The sequence below is a fragment of the Micromonospora sp. NPDC049679 genome (assembly GCF_040659735.1).
Taxonomy (GTDB): domain Bacteria; phylum Actinomycetota; class Actinomycetes; order Mycobacteriales; family Micromonosporaceae; genus Micromonospora_I.
In genome coordinates, this window is the sequence record NZ_JBFANZ010000066.1 from 1 (window position 1) to 15,509 (window position 15,509).

A 15,509-nucleotide genomic window follows, 5' to 3' on the forward strand; every position below is an offset into this window, starting at 1 on the left:
CCGGCTCGTCGGCCAGCCGGACGGCGCCGGCCGCGATCCCGATATCCGGCTTGCCGAGCTCCTCGACCAGTCGGGACAGCGTGTTCGGCTCGACGGCCGGCTGGTTCGCCGACCCGCACGGGCTGCGCGTGGTCGCCTACCTGGCGGTGGGGGCGACCGTGCTGCCGTACCTGATCTGGATCCGCGGCATCGCCTCGACCGCGCCCGCGCTGGCGACCACCCTGACCCTGACCGAACCGCTCACCGCGACCCTGCTCGGCCTGCTCCTCCTCGACGAGACCGTGACCCCGCTGGCCTCGACCGGGGCGGGGCTGATCGCGCTCGGCATGCTGCTGACGGTGACCGAAGCGGCCCGCCTCAGTCGGCGGTCCGGTTGAACAACGCCGCGATCTCGGAGTTGGTCAGCCGCCGGGTGCGGCCCGGACGCAGGTCGCCGAGGCGGATCGGACCGATCGCGGTACGCACCAGCCGGGTCACCGGGTGGCCGAGCGCGTCGAAGAGCCGCCGCACGATGTGCTTGCGCCCCTCGTGCAGGACCACCTCCACCTGGGCGGTCTTTCCGAACGTGTCGAGCAGCTTGAACGAGTCGACCTTCGCCGGCCCGTCCTCCAGGTCGACTCCGGCCTGGAGCTGACGCCCGACGGTGCGTGGCAGCGGACCGGCGACCTCGCACCAGTACGTCCTCGGCACCTCGTACGACGGGTGCATCAGCCGGTTGGCCAGGTCGCCGTCGTTGGTGAGCAGCAGCAGCCCCTCACTGTCGGCGTCGAGACGGCCGACGTGGTAGACCCGCTCCTCGACCCGGCCGAGGAAGTCGGCCAACGCCGCCCGCCCCTTCTCGTCGGCCATCGTCGACACCACGCCGCGCGGCTTGTTCATCGCGAGGTAGACCATGTTGACGTCGGTGACCACCCGCTGGGCGTCGACGAAGATCTCGGCGGTCGCCGCGTCGACCTTGTCGCCGAGCCGCGCGACGCGCCCGTTGACCTTCACCCGCCCACGGAAGATCAGGTCTTCGCACGCGCGGCGCGAGCCGACTCCGGCCGCGGCCAGGACCTTCTGCAGTCGCTCGGTCTCGGGTTTGTCATCGCTGGGCATCTGCTATCTCTTCCACGTTGTCGGGCAGGAACGGGGCGAGCGGGGGGAGTTCGTCGACCGTGTTCAGCCCCAGTTTCTCCAGGAACAGGGTGGTCGTGCGGTAGAGGAAGGCGCCGCTTTCCGGCTCCGTTCCGCACTCCTCGATCAGGCCGCGGGTGACCAGCGTACGGATCACCCCGTCGCAGTTGACACCCCGGATCGCGGAGACACGCGAGCGGGTCACCGGTTGCTTGTAGGCAACCACCGCGAGCGTCTCCAGCGCCGCCTGGGTCAGCCGCACCGACTGGCCGTCCAGGACGAACCGCTCGACGTACGAAGCGTATTCGGGACGGGTGTAGAGGCGCCAGCCGCCCGCCACCCGACGCAGCTCGAAGCCGTGGCCGGCCGCCGTGTAATCCGCCGCGACGGCCCGCAGCATCGCCGCGACCCGCTCGGTCGGCTGTTCCAGCACCTGCGCGAGGACGATCTCCGCGACCGGCTCGTCGACGACGAGCAGGATCGCCTCCAGCGCGCCGCGGAACTCCGCGTCGTCGATCAACGCCGGGTCGGACGAGTCCGGAACGCCGTCCCGCGCGGCCGGCTCACTCTCCGCGCGACCCGCCGGTTCCGGCACGGGTACGTCGGACGGCCGGTCCTCCCCCGGCGTACGCGGCAGCGGCAGCGCTGTGACGGGCTCGGACGCCACTGGCTCATCTGCCGGCGTCGCCGCCGACTCGTCCGCGGACGCTTCCGGCTCCGGGGACACCTCCGCCGCCACGGACGCCTGCGGTTCGGTGCGCGCCTCGGGCTCCGCTTCGTGACGCTGCGGCGCCGTGCTCACCGGCGCGCGTTCCCATGGCGGTACCCAGGCCGCGGCCTGGTCGGCGAGGGAATCGCGGTGCTCGTCGCTGGTCACCTCGGCAGCTCCTTGTTCGTCTCGTCGGTGTCGTCAGCGTCCCGTTCGGCGTCGGTCTCCCCGGCGCCGCTCTCCCCGGCGCCATCATCCCCGGCGCCGCTCTCCCCCACGTCCGTCTCCGCCGCGGGCGTGGCGGCGGTCGGGGGCCGGTCCTGCCCCGGTGGGGTTTCCCCGGCCGGCGGCGGCTCCGACTCGACCGGCGAGCCCGTGTACTCGTCGACGCTCAGCTCACTGCCGCTCTCGCCGCCCGTCCACCGCACCGTCAACTCCCCGAGCGCCTGCACCTGGTCGAAGCCGATCAGCCCTTCCCGGTAGAGCTCGAGCAGGGCCAGGAACCGAGCCACCACCTCAAGGGTGGACTCACAGTCGAGGCAGAGCACCCGGAATGTGGCGACGCCCATGTCCCGCAGCCGGTCCCGCAGCACGGTGGCGTGCTCGCGCACGCTGACCCGGACCATGTGCACGTGATCGATCGAGACGACCGGGACCGGTTTCGGGGTCATCGCCTTGAGCGCGAGCTTCGCCAGCCGCGCCGGACCGATGCCGAGCACCAGGTCCGGCAGGGCCTCCGAGTAGCGCGGCTCCAGCGTGACCGCCCGCGGATAGCGGCGGGAGCCGACCGACTCCAGCGCGGAGATGTGCGCCGCGGCCTCCTTGAACGCCTTGTACTGCAGAAGCCGGGCGAAGAGCAGGTCGCGCGCCTCGAGCAGCGCCAGGTCCTCCTCGTCCTCCACGTCGGCGGCGGGCAGCAGCCGGGCCGCCTTGAGGTCGAGCAGGGTCGCGGCGATCACGAGGAACTCGCTCGCCTCGTCGAGGTCCCAGTCATCCCCCATTGCCCGGATATAGGCGATGAATTCGTCGGTGACCTGATGCAGCGCCACCTCGGTCACGTCGAGCTTGTGCTTGCCGATGAGCTGCAGCAGCAGGTCGAAGGGGCCGGTGAAGTTGGCCAGCCGCACGGTGAAGCCGGACGACGGCGGCGCGCCGGCGGCCGCCGGGTCACCGTCGGGCGTCGGGGCGGGGTCGTCGCTCCCCGGCCGGGGCTGCCCCGGGCCCGGCTCGGCGCCCTCCGTCGTGCCCGGATCGGGACGCCCGTCCGCCGTGCGGGCAGCGGGGAGCGCATCCGCCGGGTCGGCGGCGGATGCTAACCGATCCGGTTGCTGAGGTGCGGCTTCTTCCGCGGACGGGACGGTCACGCGCTGACCGTAGTGCACGCCGCCGGCCAAATCCCGCAGGGCTGGCGGGCCGGTTAGGTCACACACGCCCGATCCTGGCCACGACCGTCGGGCGGGAATCGAGCATGATCAGAAGCAGGTGTCGGCGGACGCGGGCCGCCCGAGGATCGCCGTGCCGCACCGGCGGCTAGCGCTCGGCCTGCGCGGCGATCACTTCGCGGGCCAACTGCCGGTAGTTGCGCGCCCCCGAGGAGGCCGGGTCCATCGTCGTGATCGGGGCACCGGCCACGGTGGACTCGGGGAACTTGACCGTCTTGGTGATCACGGTCTGGTAGACCTTGTCGCCGAACGCCTCCACCACGCGCTGCAGCACCTGCCGGCAGTGCGTCGTGCGACTGTCGTACATGGTGGCGAGGATGCCCTCGAGCTCCAGGTCGAAGTTGAGCCGCTCGCGGACCTTGTCGATCGTGTCGAGCAGCAGCGCCACCCCGCGCAGGCTGAAAAACTCGCACTCCAGCGGGATGAGCACGCCGTGCGCGACGGTCAGCGCGTTGATGGCGAGCAGCCCCAGCGACGGCTGGCAGTCGATCAGGATGTAGTCGTAGTCCTTGCGGACCGAACGCAGCACCCGGGCCAGCGCCATCTCCCGGGCGACCTCGTTGACCAACTGGATCTCGGCCGCCGACAGGTCGATGTTGGCGGGCAGCAGATGCAGCCCCGCGACGTCGGTCTTGATCACCACGTCTTCGGCGCTGACGTCGTCCTGCATCAGCAGGTTGTAGATCGACAGGTCCAGGTTGTGCGGATTGACGCCGAGCCCGACCGAGAGCGCGCCCTGCGGGTCGAAGTCGACGAGCAGCACCCGGCGACCGTATTCGGCCAGCGCGGCGCCAAGATTGATCGTGGTCGTCGTCTTACCGACCCCGCCCTTCTGGTTCGCCAGCGCGAGGATGCGCGCCGGACCGTGGCGATCGGTCGGCATCGGCTCCGGGATGGGCTTACGCATGGTGTACGCGGCGGGATCGGCGGGACCGAAATCACCGCCGAGATCCAATCCGGACTGCTGCTCCCGGAGCGTGGAGGTCCAGGACTCTGCACGGTCACTGTTGCCAGCCATGTCGTGTGCGCCCCCTCCCGACGACTGCGCGACGTCGGAGCCATCGGCGTCTCCAGCGGCACTGCCGCATCGAGCCTCGCTTGCCGAACCCTGAGGCCCGCGCCGATGCCCGACTGTACGCCACGAGCCACCGCACGGGCCGGCACCGCCCCGGCGTGTCGATTCCCCGACCTGCGGATCAGCCCCTGGCCCGCGGGTGCGATGTGGCGTAGACCTCGCGCAGCCGGTCCACCGTGACCAACGTATAGATCTGGGTGGTGGTCACGGACGCGTGGCCCAGCAGTTCCTGCACGACACGGACGTCGGCGCCGCCGTCGAGCAGATGCGTCGCGTAGGAGTGGCGCAACGTGTGCGGTGACACCGCCCGGGCCCCCTCCACCGGCAGCCCCGCCGCCTGCGCCGCGCGCCGCAGAATCGCCCACGCGCTCTGCCGCGACAGCGGTCCGCCACGCGAGTTGAGGAACACCGCCGGCGTGCCACGCCCCGCCGCGACCAACGCTGGACGGCCCCGCACGAGGTAGGCGTCGAGCGCGGCGCTGGCGTACCCGCCGACCGGCACCAGCCGGGTGCGCCCGCCCTTGCCGTGCAGCAGCGCGGTCCCCTCCCCCAGATCCAGGTCGTCGACGGCGGCCCCGACCGCCTCCGAGATCCGCGCCCCCGTGCCGTACAGGAACTCCAGCAGTGCCCGGTCGCGCAGCAGCAGCGGGGCACCCGCCCCGGACGCGGCGTCCGGCGCGGCCGTCTCCAACAGACGCTCCACCTCGGCCACATCGAGCGCCTTCGGCAGGCGGCGCGGCGCCGACGGCGGGCGGACGTCGCGGCTGGCGTCCTGGGCGGCCAGTCCTTCGCGGACGGCGAAGCGGTGCAGCCCGCGCACCGCGCTGGCCGCGCGGGCGGCGGACGCGGCCGACAGCGGGGGATGCTTCCCATCCCCCTCGCGCAGCCGTGCGACGTGATCGGCGACGTGGGTCGGGGAGACGCCGACAAGGTCGGTCACGCCCGTCACGGCCAGCGTCGCCAGATAACGATCAAGATCCCGGCGGTACGAGCTGAGCGTGTTGGCCGACAGTCCCCGCTCGACGGTCAGATGGTCGAGGTACGTGCTGACGGCACGCCGCAGGACCGGTGACGGCTGGGCCCCGTCACCGGTCCGCTCCGGCGCGCTGGTGGTCAGCTCAGGACCTCCTCCAGCGTCAGGCTGGTCATGCCGTGTGCCTCGGCGACCGGCCCGTAGGTGACCTGCGCGTCGTGGGTGTTGAGCCCCAGCGCCAGCGCGCGGTCGCGGCGCAGCGCCTCGCGCCAGCCACGGTTCGCCAGCTCCAGCGCGTACGGCAGGGTGACGTTGGTCAGCGCGTAGGTGCTGGTGTGCGGCACCGCGCCGGGCATGTTCGCCACGCAGTAGAAGACCGAGTCGTGCACCTTGTAGACGGGGTCGGCGTGCGTGGTCGGACGCGAGTCCTCGAAGCAGCCGCCCTGGTCGATGGAGATGTCCACCAGCACGCTGCCCGGCTTCATCCGGGAGACCAGCTCGTTGGAGATCAGCGTCGGGGCCTTCGCGCCCGGCACCAGAACCGCCCCGATCACCAGGTCGGCGTCGAGCACCGCCCGCTCGATCTCGTACGCGTTGGACGCCACGGTCTGCAGATGGCCGCGGTAGTCCGCGTCCGCGGCGCGCAGCCGGGCGATGTTCTTGTCCAGCAGCAGCACCTCGGCCTGCATGCCGAGCGCGATCGCGGCGGCGTTCATGCCGGAGACGCCGGCGCCGATGACGACGACCTTCGCGGCGTAGACGCCGGGGACGCCGCCCATCAGCACGCCGCGGCCGCCACCGGAACGCATCAGGTGGTAGGCGCCGACCTGCGGGGCGAGCCGACCGGCCACCTCGGACATCGGGGCGAGCAGCGGCAACGACCGGTCCGGCAGCTCCACCGTCTCGTACGCGATGCCGGTGACCTTGCGGTCGATCAGCGCGTCGGTGCACTCCTTCGACGCGGCCAGGTGCAGGTAGGTGAAAAGCACCTGCCCCTCGCGCATCCGGTGGTATTCCTCGGCGATCGGCTCCTTGACCTTGAGCACCAGATCAGCGGTGCCCCACACCTCGTCGGCGCTGCCGAGGATCGTGGCACCGGCGGCGGCGAAGTCCTCGTCGGGAATGGACGAGCCGACACCCGCGCCGGACTCCACAAAGACCTCGTGACCGCTTCGGGTGAACTCGTGCACACCCGCTGGCGTGATCGCCACGCGGTACTCGTGGTTCTTGATCTCGCGGGGGATTCCGACCTTCACGATGCAGACACCTCTCTCCGGGGCTACCGCTCCCCGGCTGCTCGGCGCGCGGTGGCTCCGTTGCCACCGCGGTTCGCCAGTCCCGCCGGCGGCGAGTCTAAGACCGGGCCGGCGGCCGAGCGGGCGTCATCGTGACAGCCGGTCAGCCTCCGCGCTGACGAAGTGTCAGCCCGGAGAGATCGGTCGAACGCGGGACCCGCTCATGGGACGTACGTACATTGTTCGCACACGAGGTCCCATGTTGTGGGTGGCACGCGGGACAGACGCGGCGTCGACGGCCAGGGTCGGCCGCTGCGCGACTGACCCGTCACCTCGAACGCCCCGCCGGTCCAGGGACACTCCCTCGGACCGGCAGGGCGTTCCCGTGTCAGCTCGGCAGCGGGGCGCTCGCCGGACGCAGCGACGCCCAGCCCTGCGCCCGCGACCGCGCGGCGGCCAGCAGGCCCGCCACGCAGGGTCCGTTGGTGATCTTTCCGCTGAACACCATCTCCACCGCGTCGTCCAGGTCGAACCAGCCGAGCTGCATCCCGGCCTCCTCGTCCCGCCGCTCGTGCCGGTTGAGCTCCGCCACCGACGACAGACCCCGCGCGAGGTAGATCCGGATGAGCTCGTTGGAGCAGCCCGGCGACGTGTGCAGGTCGACCAGCAGCTCGATCCGCTCAGCGACCAGATCCGTCTCCTCGGCGAGCTCACGCAGCGCCGCCGCGGGCATCTCCTCCCCCGCGACGTCGATCAGCCCGGCGGGCAGCTCCCACAACGGGCGCCCGACCGGATGGCGGTACTGCCGCAGCAGCGCCACCCGGTCGTGCTCGTCGATGGCCACCACGCCCACCGCGCCGACATGCCGCAGGTAGTCGCGGGCCACCACCCGGCCCTCCGGCATGGCGACCTGGTCGGTGACGACCGAGAAGACCCGGCCGTGGAACCGCTCCTCGCGTCCGCGTACCTGGTAGATCTCCTCGCCGATGCTCACGACGCCGTGGCCGCCTTCGCCGCCTTCGCGCCGTTGCGTCCCGTCCGGCTGGCGCTCCGCGTCTCCTCGCCGGACACCGCCGGCGCACCGAGCTCGACCGGCAACTGGTCGGCCGACGAGTAGGTGACCGCGGCGCCCACGAACGCGGCGAAGAGCGGGTGCGGGCGGGTCGGCCGGCTCTTCAGCTCCGGGTGCGCCTGGGTCGCCACGAAGAACGGGTGCAGCTCGCGGTCGAGTTCGACGAACTCGACCAGCCGTCCGTCCGGCGAGGTGCCGGAGATCTGCAGGCCGGCCTTGGTCAGCGCGTCCCGGTAGCCGTTGTTGACCTCGTAGCGGTGCCGGTGGCGCTCGCTGACCTCGGTCGCGCCGTACGCCTCGGCCACGATCGACCCCTCGGTGAGCTTCGCGGGGTAGGCGCCCAGCCGCATGGTGCCGCCCATCTCGCCCTTACCCGCGACGATCTCCTCCTGGTCGGCCATCGTGGCGATCACCGGGTGCTCGGCGTTCTCGTCGAACTCGGTGGAGTTCCCCTCGGCCAGGCCGGCCACGTGTCGGGCCACCTCGATCGCCATGCACTGCAGCCCGAGGCAGAGCCCGAGCAGCGGGATGCGGTTCTCGCGGGCGTACCGCACCGCGCCGATCTTGCCCTCGATGCCCCGCACGCCGAAGCCGCCCGGGATCACGATGCCGTCCACCCCGGCGAGCGCCGCGGCGGCCCGTGCCGGGTCCACGCAGTCGTCGCTGGGCACCCAACGGATCTGCACCCGGGCCCGGTGACCGAACCCGGCGGCCCGGATCGCCTCGCTGACCGACAGGTAGGCGTCGGGCAGGTCGACGTACTTGCCGACCAGCGCCACGGTCACGGTGTGGTGCGGGTGGTGCACGCGGTCCAGCAGGTCGTCCCAGCGCGTCCAGTCCACGTCCCGGAAGGAGAGCCCGAGGCGGCGTACGACGTAGGCGTCCAGCCCCTCCCGGTGCAGCACCTTGGGGATGTCGTAGATGCTGGGCGCGTCCGGGGCGGCGATGACCGCCTCGCGGTCGACGTCGCAGTAGAGCGACAGCTTGTGCTTGAGGGTGTCGGGGATCTCCCGGTCGGAACGGCAGACGATCGCGTCGGGCTGGATGCCGATGTTGCGCAGCGCCGCCACCGAGTGTTGCGTCGGCTTGGTCTTGAGCTCACCGGAGGGCGCCAGGTAGGGCACCAGCGACACGTGCAGGTAGAAGCAGTTGTCCCGGCCGATGTCGTGGCGGACCTGCCGGATCGCCTCGAGGAACGGCAGCGACTCGATGTCGCCGACCGTGCCACCCACCTCGGTGATCACCACATCGGGCGTACGGCCGCTCTCGTCGGGATCGCCCATCGCCCGGATCCGGGCCTTGATCTCGTTGGTGATGTGCGGGATGACCTGGACGGTGTCGCCGAGGTACTCGCCGCGCCGCTCCTTGGCGATGACCTCCGAGTAGATCTGGCCGGTGGTGACGTTGGCCTTGCCGGAGAGGTCGCGGTCGAGGAAGCGCTCGTAGTGGCCGACGTCGAGATCGGTTTCCGCCCCGTCCTCGGTCACGAAGACCTCGCCGTGCTGGAACGGGTTCATCGTGCCGGGGTCGACGTTGAGGTACGGGTCGAGCTTCTGCATCACGACCCGGAGCCCCCGCGCGGTCAGCAGGTTGCCGAGGCTGGAGGCGGTCAAGCCCTTACCCAGCGAGGAGGCGACGCCCCCGGTGACGAAGATGTGCCTGGTCGTCCGTGCTGAAGGGGCCAACGCCTGCTCCCGTGGTCGTCGTCTGGTGATGCAGACCGGCGCGTCGATGAATAAATCGTCTGGCGCGATCCACGGGATTCCACGCTAACACCAACCGGGAGCAGCTAGCGCTCGCACCCGCCGGCGGCAGGCGATATCACTCACGGCGACGGCGCCGCGACATCCGCCGACCCGGGTTGGCGGGCGATGGACCCACCGGCGCCGGCCGGCGCAGCCGGTACGGCCGGGGGCGGATCGCCCTCGGCCGCCGTCGTGTCGGATGCCCCGACGCCCCGCTCCGCCATGGGACGCTCTGCCGCCGGTCGCGTCCGCGGAAGGTCTTCGGCGGGCCCGGCGGAGGCGTCCGCGCTGGTCGCCACCGGCGCGCCCCTCCCCCCGTCCGCCGAGCCCGCGACCGGGCCGGCGACCGCGTCGTCGCGGGGCGGCCAGGGGATCTCCGGCGGTACGAGCGGCGGATGGGTGCGGTCGGTGGCGTGATCGAGAACACGGAGCGAGGCGAGGGTCGCCATCGGCACCGCGAGCGCGGCCGCGGCGCCGGCGACGTTGAGCGCGGACCCGCCGAGGACCCCGCCGATCAGCGATGCCACGGCGACCCCGGCCATCCCGGCCCGGATCGCGGGATAGATGCCGAACAGCCGCTTGAGCCCTCCCCACGGCCGCAGCAGGGCGAACCAGACGAGCACCGCGGCGATGATGGCGAGCAGGCTCAGCGTGCTGCCACCGAGGGCCGCCATGTTCGAGGCGCCGGAACGGTGCACCGTCAGTCCGCCGGTGCCGTCGCCGACGGCGGTCAGGAACCGCCCGAGGCTGCCCCGTTCGGCGGCCGGGCGCTGCAGGTCGAGCACGGCGAATCCGGCCGTCACCGCGAGCCCCGCGATGGTCGCCCAGGCGAACCGGGCGAAGGTCAACCAGCCACCGGTGCTGATCGCGGCGGCGACGCTCACCCCCGCGGTCAGGGCGATCGCGCCCACCGGGTCGGCGCCGAGGTACGGGCTACCGACCACGATCACGCCGCTCCCCCCGACGGCGACGATCACGGCCGGGCGCCAGCTGCGCCGGATCCGCTGGGCCAGGCAGCCGGCCGCGAGCAGCGTGCCCGCGACGATCACGCCGAGCCCGACGGTGCCGATCCCGGCGTAACGCCCGCCTTCCAGCGCCGAGTATCCGGCCACGCCGTTGAGCTGCAGTCGCGCGCCGGTGAGCACGTCGGCGCCGACGATGATCGCGGCGAGCCCGGCCACCAGGCCCATCGGCCCGAGCGTGGTGCGGTAGTGCCGGGCGAAGCGCACGGCAACCGTCGCGAGCGCGAGGACCAGCACGGTGACGGCGCCGAAGACCAGGCCGGCGTGAGCGGTGCGCCACCACGGGACCGCATCGGCGACGAGCGCGGCCGGGATCGCCAGCGCGGCGGCGACGAGCAGGACCTCGACGGCGGAGAGCAGCCACCTCGGTGCCGGGGCCGGATCGCCGGGTTTGGCGTACCGCCGCGCGCGGCGCAGCAGCGGCACGACGGCGACGGAGAGCAGCAACTGCACGCCGGCGAGGAGCGCGAAGAACCACATCGCGACGCGACGCTGGGCGCGCGCCTCCTGGTCGGCGTCGGCCGGGCGGGCAATGGCGGCGGCGAGGTCGTGCGGTCGTCCGTCGGCCATCGTGGCCGCCTTGCCGATGAACAGCCGTTCGGGGGTCGGCCGGCCGAGCGCGGCGAGCGCGGTCGGGGCCAGGTCGACCAACTGCAGATAGCCGGCGCGTCCCGTGCTGGCCGAGGTGACCCAGCCGCGGTCCCATCCGGGCCCGTCAGCGACGGCGACGTGCAGGCGGGACGCCTGATCGGTGTCGGAGACACCGGCCACCATCACCAGGGACCGGTCAGGGCGGGCCGCGAGCACCCGGGCCAGCGCCGCGTCGGCGCGGCGGGCGGCGGCGGCGCGCGCCGCCGGATCGTCGCCGGCGACGGTGCCGAGGTCGACGATGCTGAGCACGCAGGAGGCCAGCAGGTCGGTCGGGTCCCGCGGCAGGGACGGCTGGTAGCGGTCGACCCGCCCGAACGGGCGCGCCGCGGCGATGGCGGCCCCGGGGCCGACCGCGACGGTGCAGCGCACCGATTCGGCCAACGCCCCCGGCACCGCGCCCCACCGCAGCTTCTCCTGGTTGTGACGCACGGCGGCCCGCTGGTCGTGCAGATAGGCGCCGATGCGGTCCGGTCGTTCGACGGCGACATCCAGCGGCGGACACTGGCCGGTGACCGGAAGCCCGTTCCAGGCCGCGTAGTTACCGGCGCCGAGCGTCAGCCAGCCGTCCATCGGGCAGGTGGGTTGCTGCGCGGAGCGCACCGACAGCGACCCGATGGAGCCCCGCTCAGCCATCTGCCACAGCGTGGGAGTGGCGACCGGATCGACATCGTCCCAGCGCAAGCCCGCGACGCCGGCGATGACGACGTAGTCGACGGTGCGCTTGGGGGTGCCCGCGGCGGGGCGCTGGACCAGCGCGGCGAAGCCGGTGGCGAGCATCGCGACGGCGAGCAGGAACGGCATGATCCGGCGCGACATCAGCCTCGCCCCCCGCCGTCCTGCGCCCGCGACGGTGGGTCGCCGGCGCGGGCCGGTGCCTGCGCCCGGTGGCACTGCTCACCGTCGCCGGTCCGGTCCGCCCGGGTCCGCCCGGCCGGGGCCAGCTCCGCGTAGACGTCCCGGACCCCGCGGACGGTCTGCGTCTCGGTCGGCCAGGTCGCGGCCTGCGCGCGGCCGCGCTGCGCGTGGTCGGCACGACGCTGATCGTCGGCGAGCAGCGCACGAACGGCCTGGTCGACGGCGGCCACGTCCCCGGCGGGTACGAGCACCGCGGCGTCGCCGACCAGCTCGGGGAGCCCGCCGACGGCGGTGGTCACCAACGGCACCCCGGCGTGCAGCGCCTCCTGGGCGAAAAGCTGCCGCGCCTCCCAGTCGCTGGTGACGACCGCGAGGTCGGCGCCGACGAGCAGGTCGGCGATGTCGGTGCGGTGCCCGAGGAGGGTGACCGGGGCGCGGGCGGCGGAGATGCGCGCGGCCAGCGTCAGATAGCTCGGTCCGGTTCCGGCGATCACGACGACGGGACGCGGGCTGAGCTCCCGCCACGAGGCGGCGGCGTCCACCAGGACGTCATACCGCTTCTGCGGATGCAGTCGCCCGACGGACAGGATCAGTGGCTGCTGGGGCGCGACGCCGAACTCGGCCCGTACGGCGGCCCGGCTGCGCCGTGCTGGCGCGAGCTGCGGGGCGGCGACGGGCGCCAACCGGGCATCGGGGGCGCCCAGCTCGTTCGCCCGCTCGACGAGGTCCGCCGACGCGCCCAACGTGATCCGCGCGCCGCGGGCGACGACCCGCTCGACCAGGCGCGACGCCCGGCCCCGGAGTCCGCCGGCGAGCACCGAGTTGTGCCAGGTGACGACGAGGGGTTGGGTGGGTCGGGCGAGGGTCGCGACCAGACCGGCGCGCAGGCCGTGGGCGTGGACGAGATCGATGTGGGCGGCGAGCACGCGCCGCAGCGCGGCGACGGCGCGGGCGTCGGCGGGGGTCGGGTTCGCCGGGATCTCCACCGGCACGAACCGGGCCCCGGTGGCGGTGAAGCGGAACTGCTCCTCGGTCGCGGCCGGGCCACACACGGTCACGGTGGCGCCGCCGGCGATCAGGCCCCGGGCCAGGGAGGCGACGTGCTGTCCGACCCCGCCGGTGCTCGATGCGAGGACCAGGGCCACCGCGCCGGCCCAGCCCGCCTGCGTCGCCTCGCTCACTGCGACCCCGTCTCCTTTCCGTTCCGGCCGCCCCGGCGCAGCGCGCCGCGCAGCCGCCGGCCGACCGCCGCGGTCATCGGGCGGACGTCGTGGCGGTCCAGCGGGTATGCGACACCGAGGAACACCAACACCACGACGACTCCGGACAGCATGCCTTGCAACAGCGAACCGCCGCGCGTCGGGGTGGCGTGCCACACCGCCCCGAACCATCCGGTGACGGCCAGTCCGGCGATGGTGGCGGCCGCGCCGGCGAGAAGTCCGGCCAGGCCGGCGCGGCCGAGCCCGGCCAGCACCGAGGGGCCGGCCCGGTGGCGCACCACCATGATGAGCAACCCGCCGAGGACCACCATGCCGACGGAGTTGCCGAGGGTCAGCGCGAGGACACGGTGCTCCGCGGCGAGCAGACCGCTGAGCGCCAGAGCGGCGACCGCGGCGGTCAACCAGCCGGCGACGGTGGCGGTCGCGGCCGGGCGCGGTTCGCCGCGGGCGTAGAGCGCACGGGACAGCACGGCGAAGAGCCCGTACCCGATGAGACCCGGCGCGAACCCGGCGATCCCGGCCGCCGCGACAGCCGACTGGTGTGACGCGACGAGAAGGTCGGCGGCGGGTCGGGCGATCGCGACCAACCCGGCGGCCCCGAGGCAGCTCAGCAGAACGATCGCCCGGGTGGCCGGGGCCACCGTCGCGCGATAGCGCTCCTCATCGCCCACGGCCCGGGCCGCCGACATCGTCGGGTACGCCGCGGTGGCCACCGGCACGGCGAGCACCGCCCACGGCAGCAGGTAGACCGTCTGCGCGAAGGTGAAGAGCACGACGGCGCCGGTCGGGCCGCCCCAGGCAAGTTTGAGCGTGACCAGCACGGCGATCTGCTGGGCGCCGACGGTGACCGCACCGGCGAGAGCGAGCGCGCCGACCGCCCGCCGGGCGTCGACGGGGAACGCGTAGCCGGGGCGCAGCCGCAGCCGCAGCCGGCGCAGCGGGATGAGCAGGCACAGCGAGAGCACCACCACGCCGAGCGTGGTGCCGACCGCGAGCAGGAGTTGGCCGCCGGGACCGACCGTCGGCAGGTCGGCGCGGCGGCCCTGCGCGACCGCGAAGGTCAGGTAGGTGCCGATCACGGTGACGCTGGAGAGCAGGGGCGCGATGACCGGCCACGCGAAGCGGTGGTGCGCTTGCAACACCCCGGTGAGCACGATGCCCACGCCGTAGAGCGGCAGTTGGGGGGCGAAGACCCGCAGCATCCGCGCGCCCGCGGCGAGCTGCTCGGGGGGCGTCCCGGACTTCGCGAGCAGGCCGACGATCGGATCGGCGGCCAGCGCGACCAGCACCGCGAGCGGGACGAGCAGGGTCAGCGTCCAGGTCAGCAGGGCCGAGGTCGTCGCGGCGACCGCGGCCCGGTCGCCGACCGCGACGGCGCCGGCCAGCAGGGGTACGACGAGACTGGCCAGCGCCCCACCGGCCACGATCTCGAAGATGATGTTGGGGACGGTGTTCGCCGCCGTGTAGACGTCGCCGAGATGGGTCGGGCCGACCGCCCAGATGAAGACCGCGGTGCGGCCGAACCCGGCGAGCCGGGCGACCACCGTGAGCACCGCGATCAGCGCCGCGGCCCCGGCGACGCGACCCACGCCGGGGAGGCGGGGTGGACTCCCCGGCTCCGCCCGAGCCGCCATGTCAGTCGCGCCGACCCAGCGCGTCCAACTCGCGCAGGCCGGGCGTCTGCTGGATCACCTGCGTGAAGCTGATCTTCTCGCTGGCCGCCGTCAGCGCGGCGACCAGGGCGAGGATCCCGGCCCGGCCCAGCGGCCCGGTGCGGGCGGCGAGCGCCACCCCGAGCAGCGCGCCGAGCGCGTTGGCGCCCGCGTCGCCGAGCATGATCTGCTCGTCGAGATCGGCGGGGAGCAGACCGGCGGCGGCGCCGACCGGTCCGGCGGCGAGCCCACCGGCGGGACCGCGCAGCAGCGGGGCACCGAGCAGCACACCGGCCTTGAGCGCCCGGCCGGGGCGCAGGTCCAGCAGATTGAGCAGATTGGCGGTGCCGGCGATGACACCGGCGCCGAGCAGCAGGTCGGTGGCGCGGGCCAGCCGGCCGCGGCGGCGGCGTCCGGCCCGTACGGTCGGATCGGCGGCGAGCAGGGCGGCCGCGGCGACTCCCGCCGCGCCCACGCCGGCGATCTTCACCAGCCCGCTGGTGACCCGCCCCTCGGACAGGGCCGCGAGGTGCCCGGCGAAGCCCTTGGCCGCCTTCTGCTCCGGCCGCGCACCCACCACGTCGTCGTAGAGGCCGACCGCCCCCGACCCGAGTCCCGCGACCAGCGCGGCGGCGCCGGCGGCGGGGCTCTGCTCAGCGCCTGCAGAGCGAGCTTCACCGCGTCGCTCAGCGGCATGTCCGCCCGGTGGCTGGAGCGCAGCACGCCGGAGATCGCGTCCGCC

13 protein-coding genes are annotated in these 15,509 nt (G+C 73.4%); 1 reads left to right on the top strand and 12 read right to left on the bottom strand.

Annotation, left to right across the window (positions count from 1 at the left end):
• A partial coding sequence (locus AB0J06_RS25385; RefSeq protein ID WP_357432035.1) for an EamA family transporter occupies window positions 1–377 on the top strand: 377 nt, incomplete at its 5' end.
• On the opposite strand, the gene AB0J06_RS25390 is transcribed toward AB0J06_RS25385, so the two are convergent.
• The 12 genes from AB0J06_RS25390 to AB0J06_RS25445 form a co-directional block, all read right to left on the bottom strand.
• Entirely contained in the window at window positions 358–1,098 is a 741-nt protein-coding gene (locus AB0J06_RS25390; protein WP_357432037.1) for a pseudouridine synthase, read from the bottom strand. The genes AB0J06_RS25385 and AB0J06_RS25390 overlap by 20 nt on opposite strands.
• Window positions 1,085–1,993: an SMC-Scp complex subunit ScpB gene (scpB, locus tag AB0J06_RS25395; RefSeq protein ID WP_357432039.1), complete on the bottom strand. Its 909-nt coding sequence runs from the start codon at window positions 1,991–1,993 to the stop codon at window positions 1,085–1,087. Before scpB ends, AB0J06_RS25390 begins: the two co-directional genes overlap by 14 nt.
• Window positions 1,990–3,189: a ScpA family protein gene (locus AB0J06_RS25400; RefSeq protein WP_357432041.1), complete on the bottom strand. Its 1,200-nt coding sequence runs from the start codon at window positions 3,187–3,189 to the stop codon at window positions 1,990–1,992. Before AB0J06_RS25400 ends, scpB begins: the two co-directional genes overlap by 4 nt.
• A gap of 166 nt (window positions 3,190–3,355) precedes the next feature.
• Window positions 3,356–4,285, bottom strand: coding sequence for a ParA family protein (locus AB0J06_RS25405; protein ID WP_357432043.1), 930 nt, complete (start codon window positions 4,283–4,285; stop codon window positions 3,356–3,358).
• Between the two features lie 178 nt (window positions 4,286–4,463).
• A complete protein-coding gene (locus AB0J06_RS25410; RefSeq protein ID WP_357432059.1) occupies window positions 4,464–5,459 on the bottom strand; it encodes a site-specific tyrosine recombinase XerD in 996 nt (331 codons plus the stop codon).
• Complete coding sequence (gene ald, locus AB0J06_RS25415; protein WP_357432045.1) at window positions 5,456–6,571, bottom strand: alanine dehydrogenase; 1,116 nt, start codon at window positions 6,569–6,571, stop codon at window positions 5,456–5,458. Before ald ends, AB0J06_RS25410 begins: the two co-directional genes overlap by 4 nt.
• Before the next feature lie 367 nt (window positions 6,572–6,938).
• The gene (locus AB0J06_RS25420) at window positions 6,939–7,544 is read right to left on the bottom strand and encodes an NUDIX hydrolase (protein WP_357432047.1); all 606 of its coding nucleotides are present in this window, start codon (window positions 7,542–7,544) and stop codon (window positions 6,939–6,941) included.
• Window positions 7,541–9,307, bottom strand: coding sequence for a CTP synthase (locus tag AB0J06_RS25425; RefSeq protein ID WP_357432049.1), 1,767 nt, complete (start codon window positions 9,305–9,307; stop codon window positions 7,541–7,543). Before AB0J06_RS25425 ends, AB0J06_RS25420 begins: the two co-directional genes overlap by 4 nt.
• Before the next feature lie 140 nt (window positions 9,308–9,447).
• Window positions 9,448–11,856 (bottom strand): hypothetical protein, encoded by a 2,409-nt coding sequence (locus AB0J06_RS25430; RefSeq protein ID WP_357432051.1) that lies wholly within the window; start codon window positions 11,854–11,856, stop codon window positions 9,448–9,450.
• Window positions 11,856–13,076: a glycosyltransferase family 4 protein gene (locus AB0J06_RS25435; RefSeq protein WP_357432053.1), complete on the bottom strand. Its 1,221-nt coding sequence runs from the start codon at window positions 13,074–13,076 to the stop codon at window positions 11,856–11,858. Before AB0J06_RS25435 ends, AB0J06_RS25430 begins: the two co-directional genes overlap by 1 nt.
• The gene (locus tag AB0J06_RS25440; protein WP_357432055.1) at window positions 13,073–14,749 is read right to left on the bottom strand and encodes a lipid II flippase MurJ; all 1,677 of its coding nucleotides are present in this window, start codon (window positions 14,747–14,749) and stop codon (window positions 13,073–13,075) included. Before AB0J06_RS25440 ends, AB0J06_RS25435 begins: the two co-directional genes overlap by 4 nt.
• A gap of 1 nt (window position 14,750) precedes the next feature.
• The coding region (locus tag AB0J06_RS25445) for a hypothetical protein (protein ID WP_357432057.1) at window positions 14,751–15,509 on the bottom strand (759 nt) is incomplete at its 5' end.